The sequence below is a fragment of the Neorhizobium sp. SHOUNA12A genome (assembly GCF_023006505.1).
Classification (GTDB): domain Bacteria; phylum Pseudomonadota; class Alphaproteobacteria; order Rhizobiales; family Rhizobiaceae; genus Neorhizobium.
In genome coordinates, this window is sequence record NZ_JALBGV010000060.1 from 1 (window position 1) to 21,944 (window position 21,944).

Sequence of the window (21,944 nt, forward strand, 5' to 3'; positions counted from 1 at the left end):
GGCGACGTCGCACGGCAATTCCGTGCCGCGGTTCCACACCACCTGGGGCACCGGCCCCGGCGTCGTCGAACCGTTCGAACGGCGGGCGCGCGAGGCGGAGAAGAGCGGCAGGATCAGCTTTCTCTGGCGCCACCGCGTCGACAATCTGGTGAAAGCCGGGAAGGCTGTGACCGGCGTTGCCGGCACAATTCTGAAGGCAAGTACGGCGCTGCGTGGCGAAGAAACCTCCAGGACACCGGCCGGTGACTTCGAACTCAATGCGCCGATCGTCATCGTCGCTTCGGGCGGCATCGGCGGCAATCAGGACCTCGTGCGGCAGATGTGGCCGGAACGGCTCGGACGGCCGCCGGTTTTCATGGTCTCGGGCGTGCCGAAGCACGTGGACGGGCGGATGATCGGCGTTACACGGTCCGCGGGCGGGCAGGTAATCAACCGCGACCGCATGTGGCACTATACGGAGGGCCTGAGAAACTGGAACCCGGTCTGGCAAAACCATGGCATCCGTATCCTGCCCGGCCCCTCCTCGCTGTGGTTCGACGCGATGGGCAGGCGCCTGCCTGCCCCTTTCTATCCCGGCTACGATACGCTCGGCACGCTGCAGCACCTCATGGCGACCGGCTACGACTATAGCTGGTTCGTGCTGAACCAGAGCATCATCCGCAAGGAATTCGCGCTCTCCGGATCGGAGCAGAACCCGGATCTCACCGGCCGCGACTGGAAGCTGACGGCGAGACGGGCGATCGGCAGGAAGGCAACCGGGCCGGTCGAGGCCTTCAAGGAACATGGCGAGGATTTCGTGGTCGCCGAGAGCCTTGGCGAACTGGTCGCGGGCATGAACCGGCTTGCCGGCAGTAATCTCCTCGACCTTGCCGCTATCGAACGTGAAGTCCTTGCCCGCGACGGCCAGGTGGCCAATCCCTTTGCCAAGGATGCCCAGATCATGGGCATTCACAACGCCCGCCGCTCGCTCGGCGAAAAGCTGGTGCGCACGGCAAGACCGCACCGCATTCTCGATCCGGCGCACGGGCCGTTGATAGCGGTGAGGCTGAACATCCTGACCCGCAAGACGCTCGGAGGGATCGAAACGGACCTCTCGGCCCGCGTGCTCGGTGAGAATGGAGACGTGATCCCGGGCCTCTATGCAGTCGGCGAAGCCGCCGGCTTCGGCGGTGGTGGCATGCACGGCTATCGGGCGCTGGAAGGCACCTTTCTCGGCGGCTGCCTGTTTTCCGGCCGCAATGCCGGCCGGGCGGCCGCGGTAGCCCTCGGCTGAGCCGGAGCGCGGGCCTGAAAAGATTACGGTTTTGGCTTGCCGTTCTTCCAGGCGACGTTCTGGTTATAGAGCGGCACGGTCGAGATCGCCATCTTGGCGGAACCGTCCACCACCTGCCGCGAGTGAGCGAGATAGATCAGCGTGTCGTTCGCCTTGTCGTAGATACGCTTGACGAGCAGGTTCTTCCAGATCAGGGAACGGCCCTGCCGGAACACTTCCTCGCCGCCCTTGCCGAGGTCGATCTCTCCGATCTCGATCGGACCGGTCTGGCGGCAGGCAATCGAATTGTTGGACGGGTCTTCGAACCAGTTGCCGTTCTTAAGCCGGTCTATGATGCCGCGTTCGAAATAGGTGACGTGGCAGGTTACGCCCTTTATCTGCGGATCGGCGACCGCCTCGACGATGATGTCGTTGCCGGTCCAGTCGACGCCGACTTCGCCGACCACCTGGGCGGAAGCTGGCATGGCAAGCGTCCCGAACGACAGAGCGACGGCGGACGCAAGGCAGCCAATTCGATTGATGGGTTGTTTCATGGGGGACACGGCTCCGGTAAACGATCCGTGATCTGAGATAAGGATTGCCGGGGCGGAAACAAGCAGCGCCAAAAAAGTCCCTATTTCAGCCGGCAGGTGCAGGGTGCATAGCCGCCGGAAAACAGCCGCCCGACCTTCATGCCGATCGCAGCCGGAATGTCGCGGACATGCGGCACGGCAAGAGACTTGGCGATCGCGATCGTCGCCCGCGCGCAGACGGCCGCGTCTTCGGCCGCATTGTGATGCGCGAACCGAAGGCCGAGATGCTGGGCAAGGACGTTGAGCTTGTGAGAACCGAGATGCGGCCAGACCTTCTGCGACATCTTCACGCTGCAGAGATAGGACAGGTCCGGATAACTCTGCCGGTAGGCATCGAGGCAGGCCCGCCAGACGCTGAAATCGAAGGCGGCATTGTGGGCGATCATCGTCGCGCCGCGAAAATCGTCGGCGAACTCGTCCATCACTTCCGGAAACTCGCCAGCATCCTCGACATGTTCCGGCCGGATGCCGTGGATGGCGACGTTGAAGGAGGAAAACCGCATGTCCTTCGGGCGGATCAGCCGTTCTTCCACCCGCACCACCTCGTCGCCCTCCAGCCAGGCAAGCCCGACCGAGCAGGCGCTGCCGCGTTGCTCGTTGGCGGTTTCGAAATCGATGGCGATGGTTTTCAAGGGCGAGTTCCGGATGAATGTCGGAGAACTTCTACAGGCGGGAATTCGATTCGGCAAAGACGGCCGGCGCTTTCATCCCTCTTGACGCCTTGGCGCTTGTTTGAGACCTTGGCCGCCATGACCCGTTTCGCCGCCCACATGCATCTTACCGTGACCATTCACCCCGCAGGGTGCGTGGCGGTCTTGGCGCGTTAACCGGTCATCCGTCCACCAATCCTGCCGATGGCAGGGTTCGGTACGTCCGCTCTGCCTCGGCGAAGACCAAGGAGAGCAAGATGAAGATAGCCGAAGAAATCCAGGAGAAACCACCCCGACCGTCGAGGCTGGAGGGCCTGGAGATCCGTGCCATGCGCCCGACGGACGCCGAGGCCGTCAACGCGTTGGCCAACATGCCCGGTTATCGCTACGGAACCCTGCGTCTGCCGCACGCACGCTTGGAAGAGACCCGCAAATGGGTCGAGAACCCGACGCTTGGAAACATCGCGCTGGTGGCTACCTACGAGGGCCAGATCGTCGGCAACGGCGGCATCAACCGATTTCAAGGCCGTCGGAGCCACGCGGCGGGCCTCGGCATGGGCGTGCACGACGATTTTGTCGGACGCGGAGTGGGCCGCGCCTTGCTCGGCGAGATGGTGCAGGTCGCAGACGACTGGCTGGACATCCGCCGGCTCGAACTGACCGTCTACACCGACAACGAGGCAGCCATCGCGCTCTACCGGAAATTCGGCTTCGAGATGGAAGGCCATTTCAAGCAATTCGCCTTCCGCGAAGGACGATATGTCGATGCCTATTCGATGGCGCGGCTCAGGGTGTGACCTTCATCACCGTATGAAGGCCTTCACGCAATAAAGGCGAGCCATTCGTCCTCATCCATCACCTGGACGCCGAGTTCCCTCGCCTTGTCGAGCTTGGAGCCGGCGCCAGGACCTGCGACCACATAGTCGGTCTTCTTGGAGACCGACCCGGCCACCTTCGCGCCAAGGCTTTCAGCCCTCGCCTTGGCCTCGTCGCGGGTGAATTTCTCCAGCGAGCCGGTGAAGACCACCGTCTTGCCGGCGATCGGGCTGTTCGAGGCGACCGGTTGTTCGGCGGCCTGTGGCGTCACCTCTTCGCGAAGCCGGGTGATGACCTCGACATTGCGCGGCTCCTTGAAGAACTCGACGATGGCGCGCGCCATCACCTCGCCGATGCCCTCGATATTGTTGAGGTCGTCCCAGGCGTCGCCGGAAAGGTCGGCGGCGTCGTCCATGGCCTTCGCAAACGCCTCGTAGGTGCCGTAGGCGCGCGCGAGCAGCTTGGCGGTGGTCTCGCCCACGTGGCGGATACCGAGCGCGTAGATGAAGCGGTGCAGCGCTATCTCGCGCCGCTCGTCGATCGCGTCAAACAGCTTCTTGACGCTGACCTTGCCGAAGCCCTCGATATTTTCGAGCTTGGTAAGCGTCGATCCCTCCTGCCGCCGCTTCAGCGTAAAAATATCCGGCGCGGTGCGGATCTTCAGCGCGTCGTCTTCGGCCTCGAAGAAGAAATCGATCTGCTTCGAGCCGAGACCTTCGATATCGAAGGCATTGCGCGACACGAAGTGTTTGAGGTGCTCGGTCGCTTGCGCCCGGCAGACGAAACCGCCGGTGCAGCGGGTGACCGAATCGAGCTTGCCGGTCTTTTCATTGCGCTCACGCACCGCATGACTGTCGCAGACCGGGCAGCGCTTCGGGAATTCGTAAGGCACCGCTTCCGGAGGACGCTTCTCCATCACCACGTCGAGCACTTGCGGGATGACATCCCCTGCCCGCTGGACGATGACGGTGTCGCCGACGCGGATATCGTGGTCGGGCTCGCGGATCGGCTCGCCGGAATTGCCCAAGCCCTTGATATAGTCCTCGTTGTGGAGCGTCGCATTGGTGACTACCACGCCGCCGACGGTGACCGGCGTCAGCCGCGCGACCGGCGTCAGCGCGCCTGTGCGTCCGACCTGGATGTCGATGCGCTCAACATGCGTAAACGCCTGTTCGGCCGGGAATTTATGCGCCGTCGCCCAGCGCGGAGACCGCGAGCGAAAGCCGAGCCGGGCCTGCAGATCGAGCCTGTCCACCTTGTAGACGACGCCATCGATCTCGTAGTCGAGATCCGGGCGCTTGAGGCCGATATCCTTGTAATGGGCGATGATGTCCTCGACCGCGTGCAGGCGTTTCATCAGCGGGTTGACCGGAAAGCCCCATTCCCTGAACTTTTCGACCATGCCCATCTGGGTGTCGGCTGGCATTTCGGACATCTCGCCCCAGGCATAGGCGAAGAATTTCAGGTTGCGGCTGGCGGTCACCTTGGCGTCGAGCTGGCGCAGTGACCCGGCCGCCGTGTTGCGCGGGTTGACATAGGTCTGCCTGCCTTCCGCCGCCATCTTCTCGTTAAGTGCCAGGAAGTCGCTTTTCGTCATATAAACCTCGCCGCGCACCTCGACGACATCGGGCGCGCCCGCGGGCAGGCGATTGGGGATTTCCTTGATGGTCTTGATGTTCTCGGTGACGTTCTCGCCGGTCGTACCGTCGCCGCGCGTCGCGGCATTCACCAGCCGGCCATTCTCGTAACGGATCGACATGGAAAGCCCGTCGATCTTCGGCTCGGCGGTAAACGCGATCGAGCCGTCCGGCAGCTGGCCGAGGAAACGGTAGACGGAAGAGACGAAGTCGCGAACGTCATCGTCCGAGAAGGTGTTGTCGAGCGACAGCATCGGCCGCGAATGGGTGATCGCCGCAAACGTCGGCAAGGGTGCCGCGCCGACCCGGATCGACGGGCTGTCGGCGCGGATAAGCTGCGGGAACCGCTTCTCGATCGCATCGTTGCGCCGTTTCAGCGCGTCGTAATCCGCATCCGAAATCTGCGGCGCGTCGTGGCCGTGATAAAGCTCGTCATTGCGGGCAATCTCCGCCGCCAGATAGGCCAGTTCGGCTGCGGCCTGTTCTTCGGTCAGGTTTTCGACGGGCGTCTGTTCGGCGGGCATGCGGGTCTACTCCTCGGGTAGCGAGGAGTCGTTTTGTAGCGCAAAATTTACCGATGGGAAGAGCGGATGGAGGGTCTAGGCGGATGAGCCTAGCCGTTGCCCGCCAGCAGGCGCTTGGCCGCCGCCCTCGCCTCGTCGGTTACCGATGCGCCGGCGAGCATGCGGGCGATCTCTTCCGTGCGGTGTTCCGGCTCCATGGTGGCGACGCGGGTGGCGATCTTGTCGGTGCCCTCGCCGGCGGGTCCCTTGGAGATCAGCAGATGCGTTGCGGCGCGTGCGGCCACCTGCGGCGCGTGGGTGACGGAAAGCACCTGCACCTTGTCCGACAGCCGTTTCAGCCGCTGGCCGATCGCATCGGCGACGGCACCGCCGACACCGGTATCGATTTCGTCGAAGACCAGCGTCGGAGCCGAGCCTCGGTCGGCGAGCGCCACCTTGAGCGCCAGGAGGAAACGCGACAGCTCACCGCCCGAAGCGACCTTCATGATCGGGCCGGGGCGCGTGCCGGGATTGGTTTGAACGTGGAACTCGACCGTATCGATGCCTTCGGCGCTCGCCGCCTCGGGATCGCTCGCCACATCGACCATGAAACGGGCGCGCTCGAGCTTCAGCGCCGGCAGCTCGGCCATCACGGCTTCGGCCAGCGCCTCGGCACCATGCCGGCGCTTCTCGGACAGGATGGCGGCGGCCTGATCGTAGGCGGCCTTGGCAGCGGCGGTCAGCTTTTCCAGCTCGGCGAGCTTCTCCTCACCGGCATCGAGATCGGTAAGGTCCGATATCATCTTTTCGGCAAGCGCCGGCAGGTCGGCGACCGGGATCGAATATTTGCGGCCGGCGGCCCGGAGCGCAAACAGCCGCTCCTCGACCCGCTCCAGTTCGCGCGGATCGAATTCGGTGCGCCTCAGCGCCGCCTCGACTTCCATCTGGGCATTGGAGAGGTAGTTGAGCGCCTGGTCGAGAAGCTCGACGGTTTCTTCAAGCAGGCCCGGCGCCTCATGGCTCTTGCGCTCCAGGCGCCGCACCAGCGAGGCGATCAGCGGCACGGGCGAGGCATTGCCATTGAGGAATTCGGAAGCTTCGGAAATGTCGCCGGCGATGCGTTCGGACTTCTGCATTCGCGAGCGCTGCTCGGCGAGCTCGTCCTCCTCGCCGTCACGCGGCGAGAGCGCTTCGAGCTCCTCCACCGAGGCGCGGATATAATCGGCTTCGCGGGCCGCGGCCTCGACCTTGGCGCGATGGGTCTTGAAGGCCCGATCCGCGTCCTTCCACGAGCGATAAAGGCCGGAAAGCTGCAGCACCTCGTCGCCGAGGCCCGTGAAGGCGTCGAGCAGGGTGCGGTGGGCGTCAGTATCGATCAGCGCCCGGTCGTCGTGCTGTCCATGGATCTCGACCAGAAGCTGGCCGGCCTGGCGCATCAGCTGCACGCTGACCGGCTGGTCGTTGATGGAAGCACGGGTGCGCCCGTCGGCCGACTGGATGCGACGGAAGATCAGGTCGCCGTCGTCGTCGATGCCGTTGTCGCGCAGAAGTTTTCGGGCGCCGTGGCTGCCGGACACGTCGAAGACGGCCGTCACCTGGCCCTTGTCCTCGCCATGACGCACCAGGTCGCCGTCACCGCGGCCGCCGAGCGCCAGCGAAAGACTGTCGAGAAGAATCGATTTGCCGGCGCCGGTTTCGCCGGTAAGCACCGAAAGGCCGGTCTCGAAGGCAAGATCCAGCCGCTCGATCAGAACGATATCGCGGATCGATAACTGGATCAGCATGTCTCAGACCTTAAGCGCCGATCAGCTTGGCCCCGGCGCGGGAAATCCACGAACCGCGATTCTCGCGCGGTTCGACGCCGTTGCCCTTCAGCAGCTTGAAGGAATCGGCATACCACTGGCTGTCGGGATAATTGCGCCCGAGGACAGCGGCAGCGGTCTGCGCCTCTTCCGTGATGCCCATCGCATAGTAGGCCTCGGTCAGGCGTGCCAGCGCCTCTTCCACCTGATTGGTGTTGGGGTACTGCTCGACCACGTTGCGGAAGCGCTGGATCGCGGCAAGATATTCCTTGCGCTCCAGATAATAGCGGCCGATCTGCATTTCCTTGCCGGCGAGCTGGTCGCGCGCAAAGCGGATCTTCGCCTGCGCATCCTCGACATATTCCGAGGTCGGATAATTGGTCACGACCTTGTTCATCGCATCGATGGTGCGCACCGCGGCGCGCTGGTCCTGGGTCACGTCGGCGATCTGCTTGGAGTAAGCGAGGCCGACGAGATACTGGACATAGGCCGAATCCTGCGATTGCGGATACTGGTTCATGTAGCGGTTGCCGGTGGCGACCGCCTCGTCGTTGCGGCCGAGCCGGTACTTGGTGAATGTGCTCATGACGAGCGCCTTGCGGCCCCATTCGGTGAAGGGATTCTGGCGGTCAATCGAATCGAACTTGCGGCCCGCTTCGGCAAGGTTGCCGGCCTTCATGTTGGCGAGACCCTGGTTGTAGAGCGTCTCTGGCGCATCCGTTTCGAGACCGAGCTTGGTGATGTCGATATCGGGATCCGACTGGCAGGCGGTCATGCCAAAGCCGGCGCCGGCCAGCACCAGCGACACAAGCGCTACTCTTGCCGTCTTACGCATTCCAACAGACCTTACATGGTTCATTCGAGAATTCCTGATCGTCCCGCGCCTGAAAAGCCCGCTGCCCAAGCAGGCCGTTCTAGCCATAAAAGCAAAGGGAGAGCAACGCAATGCTGTGGCATTAATGCATTTTTGTGGCACGCCGCCGCAATACGGCATTTCAAGGTTAAATCGAAACATGTCTCCCAAAAGAAAAGGCCGCTTCCGGGGAAGCGGCCGAGTCGACTGGATCAATTTACTCAGGCGAACCAGGATGTCAGTTCCGGCACGTTGACCGGTACGAACTCCCGTGCCCGTACTCGGGCCGCACGCGACGACGGAGCCTCGACGACCTCATAAGCCGTCGGATCGCTCATCAGCGCCTTCAACGCGTTGGCATTCATCTTGTGGCCGCCGCGGTAGGACCGGTAGCAGCCGATGAACTGGGCGCCGGCAAGCGCTAGGTCGCCGACGGCATCGAGCGTCTTGTGGCGGACGAATTCATCCTTGTAACGAAGGCCCTCCACATTGACGATCGTGTCGTCGTCGGAGATGACGACCGAATTTTCGAGCGAGGAACCGAGTGCGTAGCCTGCAGCCCAGAGACGCTCCACGTCGCGCATGAAGCCGAAGGTGCGGGCGCGGGAGAGTTCCTGCTTGAAGGTCTCGGCGGTCAGGTCGCCTTTCCAGCTCTGGCGGCCGATCAGCGGCGACGAGAAGTCGATCTCCACCTCGAAGCGTGTGCCGTCATAGGGCCGGAATTCCGACCAGCAAGCGCCGGAGTCGATGCGGACCGGCTTCAGGACGCGGATATAACGGCGCTTGATGCCAAGATTGACGATGCCGACCTGTTCGATCGCTTCGATGAAAGGATAGGAGCTGCCGTCCATGATCGGCATTTCGCCGCTATCGACTTCGACCATGATATTGTCGACACCGAGCGCGTAGAGCGCGGCCATCACGTGTTCGATCGTCGCGACGGCGCGGGAAAGCGAAGTGCCGAGAACGGTGCAGAGATCGGTATTGCCGACCTGCGAGGAAACGGCGCGATATTCAACCGAGCTGCCATCGTCCAGAAGGCGCGTGAAGATCACGCCGGTACCAGCTTCGGCCGGTTGAAAAGTAAGGCTGACAGGGGCTCCGGAATGAACGCCAATCCCCTTCAGTGTTACCGGGGAGGCGATGGTGGTCTGGAAACCGAACAGTCCGATAGTCATTCCTGCTGCCTTCTTGTCGCCGGATCCGTAAAGCAGAAGGATCCGATATTCTTTAGCGCCAGCCGGACCGATCGCCTGAATCGGTCGATCTCTTTTGGCGTCCCTTAGCGTCTTTCATACGCAGCCGTTTGGCACAATCCAAATCACTGTTCATTTCGGATTGTTACGTTGTTAACTCTGCGTCCTGATTGATAAAACGCCTGAAGGCCCGGATGCGTGATCCGGGCCTTCTTCACGTTTCGTGACCGTCTTTAACTCAGTTCGATTGACGGCGCAGGAAGGCCGGAATTTCGAGCTGGTCTTCCTCGTGATGGGCCTGCGGAACTGCACGTCCATGATCGTCGAGATTGCCGCGGCGCGGCGCATAGAGGCTTGCTTCCGCCGACAGCGGACGACGCTGCTGCGGGGCCGGAGTCGGTGCGGCCGGCTCGACGTGAGCAGGCTCTTCCTCTTCGCGGCGACCAAGCGAGTTGGTGATCCGCTTCAGAAGACCCATCGGGCCGCGTTCTTCCTGCACATGGCTCACCGGCTGGGCGCGGTGATCCATCTCGGCCTTCACGACCGGCGGAAAATCCTCGACCTTCGGCATGCGAACCGGCTGCACCACCTGCGACATCGAAGGCGCCATCGGCTCGCGATAGACCGGCTGCGCCGGGCGAGGAGCGGGCTGGCCCATCATCGGAGCAGGCTGCGGCTGTACGTGCTGGTGAACCGGGGCCGGTGCTTCGACCGGCGCAGCACCGAAGATGCGGCTCTGCGGACGGAACTCTTCCTGCTGCTGCATGACCGGCTGCGGAGCGACCTGCTGGGGTGCCGGAGCCGTATACTGGTGCTGCGGTTCTGCGATCGCCAGTTCCCGTTCCATCTCGGCTTCCGCCATGCGGATCGTTTCGGCGATCGGGTCGACAGCCGGCCTCGGAGCCGGAGCGGCCTGCATGACCGGAGCCGGCTGGGCGGCAACCGGAGCCGGAGCGATGGCGGCAGACGGACGGATGATCGGTTTTGCAGCGGCGCGCATCTCGGCGGCGCGAATGTCGACCGAGCCGGCGGCACGATCGATGCCGGTCGCCACGACCGATACGCGGATCAGGCCTTCGAGCGCTTCGTCGAAGGTCGCGCCGAGGATGATGTTGGCATCCGGATCGACTTCTTCGCGGATGCGGGTCGCGGCTTCGTCGACTTCGAACAGCGTCAGGTCGCGACCACCAGTGATCGAGATGAGCAGGCCCTGAGCGCCCTTCATCGAGGTCTCGTCGAGCAGCGGGTTGGCGATCGCGGCTTCGGCGGCCTGCATGGCGCGGCCCGGGCCGGATGCTTCGCCGGTGCCCATCATCGCGCGGCCCATCTCGCGCATCACCGAGCGGACGTCGGCGAAGTCGAGGTTGATCAGGCCTTCCTTGACCATCAGGTCGGTAATGCAGGCGACGCCCGAATAGAGAACCTGGTCGGCCATCGCGAATGCGTCGGCAAAGGTCGTCTTGTCGTTGGCGATGCGGAAGAGGTTCTGGTTCGGAATGACGATCAGCGTGTCGACCGACTTCTGCAGTTCCTGGATACCCATCTCGGCAAGGCGCATGCGGCGCTGGCCTTCGAAGTGGAACGGCTTGGTGACGACGCCAACCGTCAGGATGCCCTTGGAGCGGGCTGCCTGTGCGACGACCGGGGCTGCACCCGTGCCGGTGCCGCCGCCCATGCCGGCGGTGACAAAGCACATGTGTGTGCCGTGCAGGTGATCGACGATCTCGTCGAGGCATTCTTCCGCGGCGGCGCGGCCGACTTCCGGCTGCGAACCGGCGCCGAGACCTTCAGTGACCCGAGCACCCATCTGGATGATACGCTCGGCCTTGGTCATGGTCAGCGCCTGGGCATCGGTATTGGCGACGACGAAGTCGACGCCCTCGAGGCCGGCGGTGATCATGTTGTTGACGGCGTTACCGCCGCCGCCACCGACGCCAAACACGGTAATCCGAGGCTTCAACTCGGTGATATCAGGCTTTTGCAGCTTGATGGTCATTGCACCAGTTCCTTCTTTTTCTGGCCGCATCGCCGCCGGCCAATTCATTACAACTTTGCTCCGATGCGGGTGGGCGAACCCCTCACATCAAAAACTTTCCTTCAACCACTGACCGACGCGGGCCAGCCGGCCATTGCCGCTTCCCAGCGAGGCCATCAGGCCGCTCTGCGTAGCGTGTGTTTCCAAGTCCGCGACCTGCGGATAGATCATCAGGCCGACCGCCGTCGAAAACGCCGGTCCCTTGGCTGCCGTCGGCAGACCGGAGACGCCCATCGGGCGGCCGATCCGGACGTTGCGCGCAAGGATCCGGCGCGCCGTTTCCGAAAGGCCGGTGAGCTGGCTGGCACCGCCGGTCAGCACGACGCGCTTGCCGACGATCGGGCTGAAACCCGACTTCTGGATGCGGTCGCGGATGAGTTCGAGCGTCTCTTCGATACGGGCCTGCACGATGCGGGTGACCAGCGAGCGCGGCACCTGCGTCGGCTGGTCGCGGTCGTCCTCGCCGATCGGCGGGACGGAGATCACGTCGCGTTCGTCGGACCCGTTGGCAAGCGCCGAACCGTGCACGACCTTCATCCGCTCCGCATCCTCGATACGGGTGGAAAGCCCGCGGGCAAGGTCTGTCGTCACGTGATGGCCGCCAAGGCTGATCGCGTCCGTATGGACGAGCTTGCCTTCGGCGAAAACCGAGATCGTCGTCGTGCCGCCGCCCATGTCGATCGCCGCGCAACCGAGTTCGACTTCGTCGTCGACGAGGGCCGCGAGGCCGCTGGCATAGGGCGTCGCCACCATGCCCTCGACCGAGAGGTGGGCGCGGTTGACGCAGAGTTCGAGGTTCTTCAGCGTGGCGCGTTCGGCTGCGACCACATGCATATCGACGCCGAGCGTATCGCCGAACATCGCCAGCGGATCGCGGATACCGCGCTCGCCGTCGAGCGAGAAGCCGGTGGGCAGTGAATGCAGGATGGCGCGGTCCTGGCGCAGCGACTGCTGGCTTGCCGCGATAAGAACCTTCTTGAGATCAGCCTCTTCCACTTCCTGGCCGCCGAGATCGATCGTCGCGGTATAGACGTCGCTGGTGATGCGGCCGGCGGACACATTGACGATCAGACTATCGACGGTAAGCCCGGCCATACGCTCGGCGGCGTCGACCGCCAGACGGACGACGCTCTCGGCTGCGTCGAGATCACCGATCACGCCGGACTTCACACCGCGCGAGCGCTGGTGGCCGATGCCGATGATCTCGATATTGTGGGTGCGGCCCGGCAGAACCTGGCTTTCCTGGCGCGGCGTCAGCCGGGCGATCATGCAGACCACCTTGGTGGAGCCGATATCCAAGACCGAAACGACATGGCTGCGCTTGGAAGACAGCGGCTTCATGCGCGGCAGGCCGAAATGGGAGGAACCGAATACGCTCAAGACTGCTCTCCCAGTTTCTTCAGGGCCTTTGATCGTGCGTCGAGCGCTTCCCTGCGGCGATCCAGAGCGCCAGGAGTGAGCTGAACAGTGGTGCGATCCTCAAGCCGAAGATCGACGGCGGCGACGTCACGCTCCAGCACACCCTGATCCTTTTCGAGCTTGGCGAGCATGGCGAGCGCCTTGGCGACATTGCCTTCGGGCAGCTTCAGCACGATGCCGTTGTCGAGATGCAGATCCCAGCGGCGGCCGGCGATGCGGACATAGGCTTTCACCCGGTTCTTCAGCTCCGGCCAGCCCGACAGGGCGTCCTCGAAAGAGGCCGCAGCCGCCTCTGCATCGCGGCCGACGAAGAGCGGCAGGGAAGCGAACTTGTTGTCGCGAAGCGGCGCAATCACGCTGCCGTTCTTTTCGATCAGGGAGAGTTCGGAACCGTGTTGCCAGATCCCGAAGGCCTGACGCTCTTTCAGCATCACCTCGATCGTCCTCGGGTAGATCTTGCGGACTTCCGCATACTGGACCCAGGGAAGCGCCGAGAGCTTGCGGCGGGCCGAATCGATATCGAGAGCGACGAGTGACGTGGTGCCGTCGAGCCCGAGAAGCTGCAGGATGTCGATTTCGGAGGTCTGGTCATTGCCAGATACGCGAACGTCTTCGATCGCAAAGCCGACAGCCGCCGTGGTCGCCTGTGCGACAGCCTGGCCGTGACCGCCGAGCGACATGCCGTAGAGACCGATCGCAGCGAAGAAGCCGGCAGCCGAAACGGTTCCGGTATGAGGCGGGATATGGATGCGGCCGGTGGCGAGGCTTACGCAGAAACGGAAAACCCGGCGCAGCGGACGAGGAAGAACCCGGCGCTCCTCGGCACCGAGATAAAGAGCCTGAGAACGGCCGCGCGGTCCACCCGCCTTTCTGCCGATCAACGCAAACACGTAGCGTCCTCCACCATCCAACGGACGAGTTCACCAAATGAGTGGCCGGCATGGCCGGCCATTTCGGGCACCAAGGATGTCGGGGTCATGCCCGGCTGCGTATTGATTTCCAGCCAGATGACCTCGCCGTTCTCGGAGAAGCGGTCGTCGTAGCGAAAGTCGGAGCGACTAACGCCACGGCAGCCCATCGCCTGATGCGCCTTGAGCGCCAGTGTTTGAATCTTTTGGTAAATATTCGGTGAAATCTGCGCCGGAATAACGTGTTTCGAACCACCCTCCGCATATTTCGCGTCGTAATCGTAAAAGGCGTGGCTAAGCGGCACCACTTCGGTAACCCCAAGCGCCACATCGCCCATCACGCCGCAGGTGAGCTCGCGGCCATAGACATACCGCTCGACCAGAACCCGATCACCGTAGCGCCACTCGGACGAGCCGATAACCTGCGGCGGATGCGACTGATTCTCCTGGACGATCACGACACCGAAGGACGACCCCTCGCGGACCGGCTTCACCACGTAAGGCGGCTTCATCGGATGAGCATTACCGATATCGAACCGGCTCATCGCCTTGGCTTCGGCGACCGGAATGCCGGACGCCTTGGCAACATGCTTAGCCTGATGCTTGTCCATGGCGAGCGCAGACGCGAGCACGCCGGAATGAGTATAGGGAATTTCGAGATATTCGAGAATGCCCTGGATCGTCCCGTCCTCGCCGAAAGGCCCATGCAAAGCGTTGAAGGCGACGTCCGGCCGAAGCTCCGAGAGGACGGCCGCCACATCCCGGCCGACATCGACGCGGGTGACGCGGTAGCCTTCGCCTTCGAGAGCATCAGCACAGGCAGTGCCCGAGGACAGGCTGACAGGCCGCTCGGAGGAAAATCCTCCCATCAAAACAGCCACGTGCTTGTCGCTCATCAATCACTCCAGCCAAAAAGGACTACAATTCAAAAGTACGGCGCTTGCGCCAACCTGCTCTCTGACGATTCCCGCCGGACGTTAGGCATGCCTGCATTAGTGCCCGAATATAGTTAACAAACCGTTTACCTTGATTAACCCGGGTAGCCAAAAGCATGAAAACAAAGGAAAAATCGAATCCCGGAATGTTAACGCGCAGTTTGCGGCAACATTCGGAACGGCGCTGAAATGACCGCCAAGTCGCTCGAATCGACAGGCGATTCTTGAGGTCTGCGCCACGGAAAAGCCCGCGAAGCGGTCAGCTTTGCGGGCTTTTTCATCTCGGCGGAATGCGCCGTTTTTCTTCAGATCAGGCCGCGACCCGCGCTTCCGAATCGTCCACCAGCTTCCAGGCCAGCGCGCCCAGGACGGCGCCCACGATCGGTGCAACCCAGAAGAGCCAAAGCTGCCCGAGAGCCCAGTCCCCGACGATCAGCGCCACGCCGGTCGAACGGGCCGGGTTGACGGATGTGTTGGTGACCGGGATCGAGATCAGATGGATCAGCGTCAGCGCAAGGCCGATTGCGATCGGAGCAAAGCCTGCCGGCGCCTTCGGCCCGGTCGCGCCGAGAATGATGAAGATGAAGAAACCGGTGAGAACCAGCTCTATCAACAGCGCCGCGGTCAACGAATAACCGCCGGGCGAATGCTCGCCATAGCCGTTGGACGCAAAGCCGCCGAGCTGGAAACCAGCCTTGCCGGAAGCGATGAGATAGAGAACCAGGGCTGCAACGACCGCCCCTACCACCTGAGCGATGACATAAGGCAGCAGGCTTGATGCCGGGAACCTGCCCGCCACCGTCAGTCCCACCGATACCGCCGGATTGAAGTGCCCGCCGGAAATACCGCCGACCGCGTAAGCCATGGTCAGCACCGTCAGGCCGAATGCGAGCGCAACGCCGACGAAGCCGATACCGAGATCCGGAAATGCAGCCGCCAGAACCGCGCTGCCGCATCCACCGAAGACAAGCCAGAAAGTGCCGAAAAACTCGGCCGCTAATTTTTTGAACATTGGATATCCCCCTGCTCGTGCCCCCGGCACCCTGCCGGTCCAGGCGCGACTCTCATTCAAACAAGGATATTATGCAATATATTCTCATGAATGCTCAATGAATAAGCAACTCGTGAAACATCCAAGGTTGCACCGGCGCTATCCAACGGAATCAAAACACGAGATGACCGCTGCAACGCTTTAAATTTACAAGATAACTCGCCACGGGAGGCATTCGCCTCACCCTGGCCGAATCCCGTTATTCGCTTGTCATGCCCTGGAACGGCCTCACCTCGCGGCCTGGCATGAAGATGCCGAGGCGCTTGATTTCCCATTCGAGCTTAATGCTGGAATGTTCGAAAACTCGCTGGCGGATGGTCTCACCGAGATATTCGAGGTCGTAACCGCTGGCGTAGCCGATATTGATCATGAAATTGCAATGCAGCGACGACATCTGCGCGCCGCCGCTGACCAACCCGCGGCAGCCTGCCTCGTCGATCAGCTTCCAGGCGGAATGGCCTTCCGGGTTCTTGAAGGTCGAACCGCCGGTCTTTTCCTTGATCGGCTGCACCGTCTCGCGATGCTGACGCACGGCATCCATCTCGGCGCGGATCTTTGCCCGCTCCTCGGGATATCCTTCGAAGACCGCGTGGGTAAAGATCATGTCCGCCGGAACCGAGGAATGGCGATAGCTGTAGCCCATCTCGGCAGTCGAGAAGACATGCGTGCCACCCTTGCGGTCGACGGCATGCACCTCGATGACGCGCCCGGCCGTCTCGCCGCCATTCGCGCCGGCATTCATGCGCAGGGCTCCGCCGATCGAGCCGGGGATGCCGTAATAGAAGGCGAAACCGCCGATGCCGTTGTCCATCGCCATCGCGGCAATGTGCTTGTCGGGGCAGATCGCACCGGCCTTGATACGGTTGTCGCCGACGAGATCGACCCCGCCGAACCCCTTGGCCGAGAGGCGCAGAACGACGCCTGGAATGCCTCCGTCGCGGACGAGCAGGTTCGAACCGACGCCGACTACCGTCAGCGGCACTTCTTCCGGCAGGATCTGCAGGAAAGTCACGAGGTCGTCGACGTCATGGGGCTGGAACATCAGTTCGGCGAGGCCGCCGGCCTGGAACCAGGTGACGCGATCCATCGGCGCATCCGGCGTCAGCCTTCCGCGCAGTTTGTTGACGTCATCCCCCAACGACGCCAGAAGCTTTTCCCCGTTCACCTGTTTCATTTCCTACTGTCCCGATATGCTTTCCAGTTCCTTCGGCAATGCCGCAGCCCACTGTGTGATATTGCCCGCCCCCAGAAGAACCACGAAATCACCCGGTTTCGCAATGCCCGACACAATCGAAGCGAGTTCCGTCGGCGATGCCATGTATCTAGCGTCGCGATGGCCGCCCGAACGGATGCGGGAAACCAGCGCTTCCGAATTGGCCCCGTCGATCGCTTCTTCGCCGGCGGCGTAGACTGGCGCCAGTATGATGCTATCGGCATCGTTGAAGCAATTGGCGAAATCCTCGAACAAGCTCGACAGACGCGTATAACGATGCGGCTGGTGCACCGCGATGATGCGGCCCTGGCACGATTCGCGGGCGGCGCGAAGCACCGCCTTGATCTCCACCGGATGGTGACCGTAGTCGTCGAAGATCGAAACGCCGTTCCAGGTACCGGTCAGCGTGAAGCGCCGCTTGACGCCGCTGAAATTGGCGAGCCCCTTGCGGATATCCTCTTCCGAAATGCCGAGCCGGTTGGCGACCGCGATCGCGGCGGTGGCATTGGAAATGTTGTGGCGTCCGGGCATCGGCAGCGCCAGGTCCTTGAACTGGAATACCCGGCCGGTGCGGCGGCGGCGAATTTCCACGTCGAAGATCGATTTGGTGCCTTCCATCCGCACATTCGAGAAACGCGCATCCGCCTGCGGGTTTTCGCCATAGGTGACGATCTTGCGATCCTCGATGCGACTGACCAGAGCCTGCACTTCCGGATGGTCGAGGCAGAGCACGCCGAACCCATAGAACGGCACGTTTTCGACGAACTGCCGGAAGGCGGCACGAACGGCGTCGAAATTGCCGTAATGGTCGAGATGTTCGGGATCGATATTGGTGACGACGGCGACGTCGGCGGGCAGTTTCAGGAAGGTGCCGTCCGATTCGTCGGCCTCGACCACCATCCACTCGCCCTCGCCCATGCGGGCATTGGTGCCGTAGGCGTTGATGATGCCGCCGTTGATGACGGTCGGATCGAGATTACCGGCCTCTAGCAGCGCCGCGACCATCGAGGTCGTGGTCGTCTTGCCATGCGTGCCGCCGATGGCGATCGCGTTGCGGAAGCGCATCAGCTCGGCGAGCATTTCGGCGCGGCGGACGATCGGCAGCGATTTTTCGCGCGCGGCCATCAGTTCCGGATTGTTCTTCTTGATCGCGGTCGAGACGACGACCACCTCGGAATCGCCGATATTCTCGGCCTGGTGGCCGACGAAGACCGGAATGCCCTTGTCGCGCAGGCGCTGGACATTGGCGCCGTCGGCCTGGTCGGATCCCTGGACCTTGTGGCCAAGATTATGCAGCACCTCGGCGATACCGCTCATGCCGATACCGCCGATGCCGATGAAATGAACGAGCCCTATGGCCTTCGGCATCTTCATGCACGCACTCCCTTAAATTCCGAAATCGATTTCCGCTCCGCGATCGCCACGACCAGATCCGCAAGCTTGCCGGTTGCATTCGGCCGTCCGGCGGACTTGGCAGCCGCTGCCATTCTTTCGAGCTTATCCGGATCCTTCATCGCACCCGAAATGATCGCGGCAAGCTTTTCCGGCGACAGATCCGACTGCTGCACAACCTTTGCGCCGCCGGTCGCCACCAGCGCCTCGGCATTGGCTGCCTGGTCGTGATCCAGAGCATGCGGGTAAGGCACGAGAATGGCCGGCCGGCCGATCACCGCGATTTCCGAGACTGTCGAGGCACCGGAGCGGCAGATGACCAGATGCGCCGCCGCCAGCCGTTCGGCCATGTCCGAAAAGAAGGACGAGATATCGGCGGGAGCCTTCAGCTTGGCAAAGCAGGAACTGACCCGATCCTTGTCTTCCGGACGCGCCTGCTGGGTAACGACGACGCGGTCACGCTCGGACTGGTCGAGCAGGCTGAGCGCCGTCGGCACGGCCGAGGAGAAGAACTGCGCGCCCTGGCTGCCGCCGAAGACGACCAGCCGGAATGGATCGTCGCCACGGGATGCGACATAGGGAATATTGGAGGCCGCAAGCACGGCCGGACGCACCGGATTGCCCGTCGTGACGGTCTTGTCCGCATAGGGACCACTGCCCTCCGGCAGGAAACCGCCGGCGATCGCCTGGACCTTGGCGGCCAGCGCCTTGTTGGCGCGGCCCATCACGGCGTTCTGTTCATGGATCATCGTCGGCACGCCCATGGCGGTCGAGGCCATCAGCGGCGGCACGGTCGGGTAGCCGCCGAAACCGACGACGGCGAGCGGCTTCAGGCGGCCGATCAGGCGGCGGGCGGCCCGCAGGCCCGTCCACAGCTTCCAGCCGGTGCGGGCAAGCGCGATCGGGTTCTTGGATCCGAACGTGGCGGACGGAACGACATGGATTTCGTCGGCCGGAAACGTGCCAGCGTAGCGCTCGGCCCGGCTGTCGGTGACGAGATGCACGGAATAACCGCGCGCCTTCAGTTCGTGTCCCAGCGCTTCTGCCGGAAACACATGACCGCCGGTTCCCCCGGCGGCTAGCAATATGATGCCCTTGGTCATTGGACTTTTACTCCGCGGGTACGCCCTGGGCGACCCGGAACAGGCTCCGCTCCTGCGCTCGCTTCTCCGGACGATGGCGGGTCAGCGCCAGGATGAAGCCTGCAGTGATGCAGATCGCGATCATCGAGGAGCCGCCATAGGAGATCAAGGGGAGCGTCATGCCCTTGGCCGGCATGAGTTCGAGATTGACGCCGATATTGATGAGCGACTGCATGCCGATCTGCAGCACGAGGCCAGCGACCGCAAACCGGTTGAAGTCATTGCGCTCCTTGAAGGCGTGGTTCAGGCCGCGCAGCACGATGAAGGCGAAGATCGCCACCAGTGCCATACAGAAGATAATGCCGAATTCTTCCGCTGCAACGGAGAACACGAAGTCCGTGTGGCTGTCCGGCAGGATGCGCTTGACGATGCCCTCGCCCGGCCCCTGTCCGAACCAACCACCCTGCAGGATCGCTTCGTGCGCCGTCTCGATCTGAAAACGGTCGCCCTCGCCGGTCAGGAACTTGTCGAAACGGGCGGTGACGTGCGGCAGCATGTAATAGGCGGTGACGATGCCACCGGCACCCACGCCGCCGAGCATGACGATCCACAGCCAGGGCATGCCGGCCATGAAGAACATCCCTCCCCAGACAACGCTCGTCAGAATTGTCTGGCCAAGGTCGGGCTGAGCGACGAGCAGCGCTGCGACGATGCCGAACAAAATGATGGCGAAGAGGTTGCCTGGGATTTCCGGCTGCCGTGCGTGTTCGGCGAACAGCCAGGCGCAGACGACCACGAAGGCCGGCTTCATGAATTCCGACGGTTGGATCGAGAACATGCCGACGCCGATCCAGCGCCGCGATCCCTTGACCTCGACGCCGAAGAACAGCGCCAGCACCATCAGTGCCAGCGCGATGATCAAAAGGACGATGGCAGTGCGGCGCACCTGCCGCGGCGTCAGGAAGGATAGACCGATCATCACCACCAGCGACGGCAGCAGGAACAGCGCGTGACGTTCGACGAAGTGGAAGCTGTTGAGGCCGATACGCTCGGCCACCGCCGGCGATGCCGCGAAGGAGAGCATGAAACCGACGCCCATCAGCAATACGAAGGCGACGAGGAAGAAACGGTCGATCGTCCAGAACCAGTCTGCGAGCGGCCCACGGTCTGCGCGGCTTACCATCTGTCGTTCCCCTTTTCCGTCTCGATCAATCTAAATCGACCAACATCGTGACGCCGTCGAGGCTTGCGACATGGCCGACAAAGGCATCGCCGCGAACCTCGAAATTCTTGAACTGATCGAAGCTGGCGCAGGCCGGCGACAGCATCACCGCGGACGGTGTCGTGTCGGCTCCTGCATCCGCTGCGGCATGCGCGACCGCCTTTTCGAGCGTGCCCGAAATTTCGTAGGGCACCGCCTCGCCGAGTGTCGCCGCGAATGCCGGCGCGGCTTCTCCGATCAGATAGGCCTTGACGATACGCGGGAAGAGTGGAGCGAGGCTGACTATGCCGCCCTCCTTCGGCAGGCCGCCGGCAATCCAGTAGATCCGGTCGTAGCTGGAGAGCGCGGGCGCTGCCGCATCCGCATTGGTCGCCTTCGAATCGTTGACGAACACCACCTGGGTTCGGCGCCCGACCGGCTGCATCCGGTGCTTCAGGCCCGGGAAGGATCTCAGCCCCGCGCGGATCTCGTCCTTCGATACGCCGACCGCCAGGCAGGCTGCGATGGCCGCCGCCGCGTTCTGGGCGTTGTGGCTGCCCTTGAGCGTCTGGATGCCGTCGAGATCGACGAGCAGCGACGTCGCGCCGCCATGCGCCTCGATGATCCGGCTGCCTTCGGCATAGAGGCCATCGGCAACGACGACCCGCTTGGAAATCCGGCGCACCGCGACACTGGCCCGTCCGACGCGGTCGGCGATGAGGGCGCAGAACGAATCGTCGACGCCGATCACGGCGGTCCGGCTGCCGGCGACCAGCCGTTCCTTGACGTCGGCGTAATGCTGCATGGTGCCGTGGCGATCGAGATGATCGGGCGTCAGGTTGAGCAGGATGCCGGCCGTGGGGTTGAGCGTCGGCGCCAGATCGATCTGGTAGGACGAGCATTCGACGACGAAATAGCGCTCGGACTTCGGCGGATCGAGCGTCAGGATCGCAGTGCCGATATTGCCGCCGAGCTGGGTGTCGCGGCCGCTTGATCTCAGGATATGAGCGATCAGCGCCGTGGTCGTCGATTTGCCGTTGGTGCCGGTAATCGCGATGAACGGGCAATCTGGCGCATGCGCCCGGCGCTCGCGCACGAAAAGCTCGACATCGCCGATGATCTCGACGCCGGCGGCGCGCGCAAGGTCGACGCTCCAATGGGGTTTCGGATGGGTTAGCGGCACACCCGGCGACAGCACGAAGGCGGCCTGGACAGACCAGTCGATGCCGCGCAGGTCGGCGGTCGAAATCCCCTCGGCCGTCGCCTTGGCGACGCTGTCGGGATTGTCGTCCCAGGCGATGACCTTGGCGCCGCCGGCGACCAGGGCTTTGGCCGTGGCCAATCCGGAGCCGCCAAGCCCGAACAGCGCGACCGGCTTGTCCCTGAATGTGGTGACCGCGATCATC

At 63.0% G+C, this 21,944-nt stretch carries 18 protein-coding genes; 2 read left to right on the forward strand and 16 right to left on the reverse strand.

Annotated elements, in window-relative coordinates; translation table 11 throughout:
- The coding region (locus MOV63_RS22700; protein ID WP_247037078.1) for an FAD-binding dehydrogenase at positions 1 to 1,273 on the forward strand (1,273 nt) is incomplete at its 5' end.
- A 23-nt stretch (positions 1,274 to 1,296) separates the two neighbouring features.
- Here MOV63_RS22700 and MOV63_RS22705 read toward each other — a convergent pair.
- Both MOV63_RS22705 and MOV63_RS22710 read right to left on the reverse strand, forming a co-directional pair.
- A complete protein-coding gene (locus tag MOV63_RS22705; protein ID WP_247037128.1) occupies positions 1,297 to 1,737 on the reverse strand; it encodes a CreA family protein in 441 nt (146 codons plus the stop codon).
- 149 nt (positions 1,738 to 1,886) lie between these two features.
- Positions 1,887 to 2,477: a 3'-5' exonuclease gene (locus MOV63_RS22710; RefSeq protein WP_247037080.1), complete on the reverse strand. Its 591-nt coding sequence runs from the start codon at positions 2,475 to 2,477 to the stop codon at positions 1,887 to 1,889.
- Between the two features lie 281 nt (positions 2,478 to 2,758).
- On the opposite strand from MOV63_RS22710, the gene MOV63_RS22715 reads away from it, so the two are divergent.
- A complete protein-coding gene (locus MOV63_RS22715) occupies positions 2,759 to 3,292 on the forward strand; it encodes a GNAT family N-acetyltransferase (protein ID WP_247037130.1) in 534 nt (177 codons plus the stop codon).
- Positions 3,293 to 3,315: 23 nt separating this feature from the next.
- Here the strand turns inward: MOV63_RS22715 and ligA are convergent, their stop codons facing one another.
- The 14 genes from ligA to murD all read right to left on the reverse strand — a co-directional run bounded on the left by ligA (position 3,316) and on the right by murD (position 21,943).
- Positions 3,316 to 5,472: an NAD-dependent DNA ligase LigA gene (gene ligA / locus MOV63_RS22720; protein ID WP_247037082.1), complete on the reverse strand. Its 2,157-nt coding sequence runs from the start codon at positions 5,470 to 5,472 to the stop codon at positions 3,316 to 3,318.
- An 89-nt stretch (positions 5,473 to 5,561) separates the two neighbouring features.
- A complete protein-coding gene (recN, locus tag MOV63_RS22725; protein ID WP_247037087.1) occupies positions 5,562 to 7,235 on the reverse strand; it encodes a DNA repair protein RecN in 1,674 nt (557 codons plus the stop codon).
- A 10-nt stretch (positions 7,236 to 7,245) separates the two neighbouring features.
- On the reverse strand, positions 7,246 to 8,088 hold the full coding sequence (locus tag MOV63_RS22730; protein ID WP_405029370.1) for an outer membrane protein assembly factor BamD: 843 nt from the start codon (positions 8,086 to 8,088) through the stop codon (positions 7,246 to 7,248).
- Between the two features lie 239 nt (positions 8,089 to 8,327).
- Positions 8,328 to 9,284, reverse strand: a complete 957-nt coding sequence (lpxC, locus tag MOV63_RS22735; RefSeq protein ID WP_038587576.1) for a UDP-3-O-acyl-N-acetylglucosamine deacetylase — start codon at positions 9,282 to 9,284, stop codon at positions 8,328 to 8,330.
- 256 nt (positions 9,285 to 9,540) lie between these two features.
- Positions 9,541 to 11,298, reverse strand: coding sequence for a cell division protein FtsZ (gene ftsZ / locus MOV63_RS22740; RefSeq protein WP_247037090.1), 1,758 nt, complete (start codon positions 11,296 to 11,298; stop codon positions 9,541 to 9,543).
- Positions 11,299 to 11,385: 87 nt separating this feature from the next.
- Positions 11,386 to 12,717: a cell division protein FtsA gene (gene ftsA, locus MOV63_RS22745; RefSeq protein ID WP_038543524.1), complete on the reverse strand. Its 1,332-nt coding sequence runs from the start codon at positions 12,715 to 12,717 to the stop codon at positions 11,386 to 11,388.
- Positions 12,714 to 13,646: a cell division protein FtsQ/DivIB gene (locus MOV63_RS22750; RefSeq protein WP_038543527.1), complete on the reverse strand. Its 933-nt coding sequence runs from the start codon at positions 13,644 to 13,646 to the stop codon at positions 12,714 to 12,716. Before MOV63_RS22750 ends, ftsA begins: the two co-directional genes overlap by 4 nt.
- Complete coding sequence (locus MOV63_RS22755; RefSeq protein ID WP_046599767.1) at positions 13,634 to 14,560, reverse strand: D-alanine--D-alanine ligase; 927 nt, start codon at positions 14,558 to 14,560, stop codon at positions 13,634 to 13,636. Before MOV63_RS22755 ends, MOV63_RS22750 begins: the two co-directional genes overlap by 13 nt.
- Before the next feature lie 349 nt (positions 14,561 to 14,909).
- Positions 14,910 to 15,611 carry an aquaporin Z gene (gene aqpZ, locus MOV63_RS22760; protein WP_038543530.1) on the reverse strand — a complete coding sequence of 234 codons (702 nt, stop codon included), beginning with the start codon at positions 15,609 to 15,611 and terminating at the stop codon, positions 14,910 to 14,912.
- Between the two features lie 238 nt (positions 15,612 to 15,849).
- Positions 15,850 to 16,824 (reverse strand): UDP-N-acetylmuramate dehydrogenase, encoded by a 975-nt coding sequence (gene murB / locus MOV63_RS22765; RefSeq protein ID WP_247037092.1) that lies wholly within the window; start codon positions 16,822 to 16,824, stop codon positions 15,850 to 15,852.
- A gap of 3 nt (positions 16,825 to 16,827) precedes the next feature.
- The gene (murC, locus tag MOV63_RS22770) at positions 16,828 to 18,237 is read right to left on the reverse strand and encodes a UDP-N-acetylmuramate--L-alanine ligase (RefSeq protein WP_247037095.1); all 1,410 of its coding nucleotides are present in this window, start codon (positions 18,235 to 18,237) and stop codon (positions 16,828 to 16,830) included.
- Complete coding sequence (gene murG / locus MOV63_RS22775; RefSeq protein ID WP_247037097.1) at positions 18,234 to 19,358, reverse strand: undecaprenyldiphospho-muramoylpentapeptide beta-N-acetylglucosaminyltransferase; 1,125 nt, start codon at positions 19,356 to 19,358, stop codon at positions 18,234 to 18,236. Before murG ends, murC begins: the two co-directional genes overlap by 4 nt.
- Positions 19,359 to 19,365: 7 nt before the next feature.
- A complete protein-coding gene (ftsW, locus tag MOV63_RS22780; protein ID WP_038543537.1) occupies positions 19,366 to 20,520 on the reverse strand; it encodes a putative lipid II flippase FtsW in 1,155 nt (384 codons plus the stop codon).
- Between the two features lie 25 nt (positions 20,521 to 20,545).
- A complete protein-coding gene (gene murD, locus MOV63_RS22785) occupies positions 20,546 to 21,943 on the reverse strand; it encodes a UDP-N-acetylmuramoyl-L-alanine--D-glutamate ligase (RefSeq protein ID WP_247037100.1) in 1,398 nt (465 codons plus the stop codon).
- Between the last annotated feature and the right edge of the window lies 1 nt (position 21,944).

What these genes read in the sequence shown, in the direction of transcription:
- MOV63_RS22705 (WP_247037128.1), bottom strand. Translation starts at nt 1,737, where the DNA reads ATGCCAGCTTCCGCCCAGGTGGTCGGCGAAGTCGGCGTCGACTGGACC.
- ligA (WP_247037082.1), bottom strand. Translation starts at nt 5,472, where the DNA reads ATGCCCGCCGAACAGACGCCCGTCGAAAACCTGACCGAAGAACAGGCC.
- recN (WP_247037087.1), bottom strand. Translation starts at nt 7,235, where the DNA reads ATGCTGATCCAGTTATCGATCCGCGATATCGTTCTGATCGAGCGGCTG.
- MOV63_RS22730 (WP_405029370.1), bottom strand. Translation starts at nt 8,088, where the DNA reads ATGCGTAAGACGGCAAGAGTAGCGCTTGTGTCGCTGGTGCTGGCCGGC.
- lpxC (WP_038587576.1), bottom strand. Translation starts at nt 9,284, where the DNA reads ATGACTATCGGACTGTTCGGTTTCCAGACCACCATCGCCTCCCCGGTA.
- ftsZ (WP_247037090.1), bottom strand. Translation starts at nt 11,298, where the DNA reads ATGACCATCAAGCTGCAAAAGCCTGATATCACCGAGTTGAAGCCTCGG.
- MOV63_RS22755 (WP_046599767.1), bottom strand. Translation starts at nt 14,560, where the DNA reads ATGAGCGACAAGCACGTGGCTGTTTTGATGGGAGGATTTTCCTCCGAG.
- aqpZ (WP_038543530.1), bottom strand. Translation starts at nt 15,611, where the DNA reads ATGTTCAAAAAATTAGCGGCCGAGTTTTTCGGCACTTTCTGGCTTGTC.
- murB (WP_247037092.1), bottom strand. Translation starts at nt 16,824, where the DNA reads ATGAAACAGGTGAACGGGGAAAAGCTTCTGGCGTCGTTGGGGGATGAC.
- murC (WP_247037095.1), bottom strand. Translation starts at nt 18,237, where the DNA reads ATGAAGATGCCGAAGGCCATAGGGCTCGTTCATTTCATCGGCATCGGC.
- murG (WP_247037097.1), bottom strand. Translation starts at nt 19,358, where the DNA reads ATGACCAAGGGCATCATATTGCTAGCCGCCGGGGGAACCGGCGGTCAT.
- ftsW (WP_038543537.1), bottom strand. Translation starts at nt 20,520, where the DNA reads ATGGTAAGCCGCGCAGACCGTGGGCCGCTCGCAGACTGGTTCTGGACG.
- murD (WP_247037100.1), bottom strand. Translation starts at nt 21,943, where the DNA reads ATGATCGCGGTCACCACATTCAGGGACAAGCCGGTCGCGCTGTTCGGG.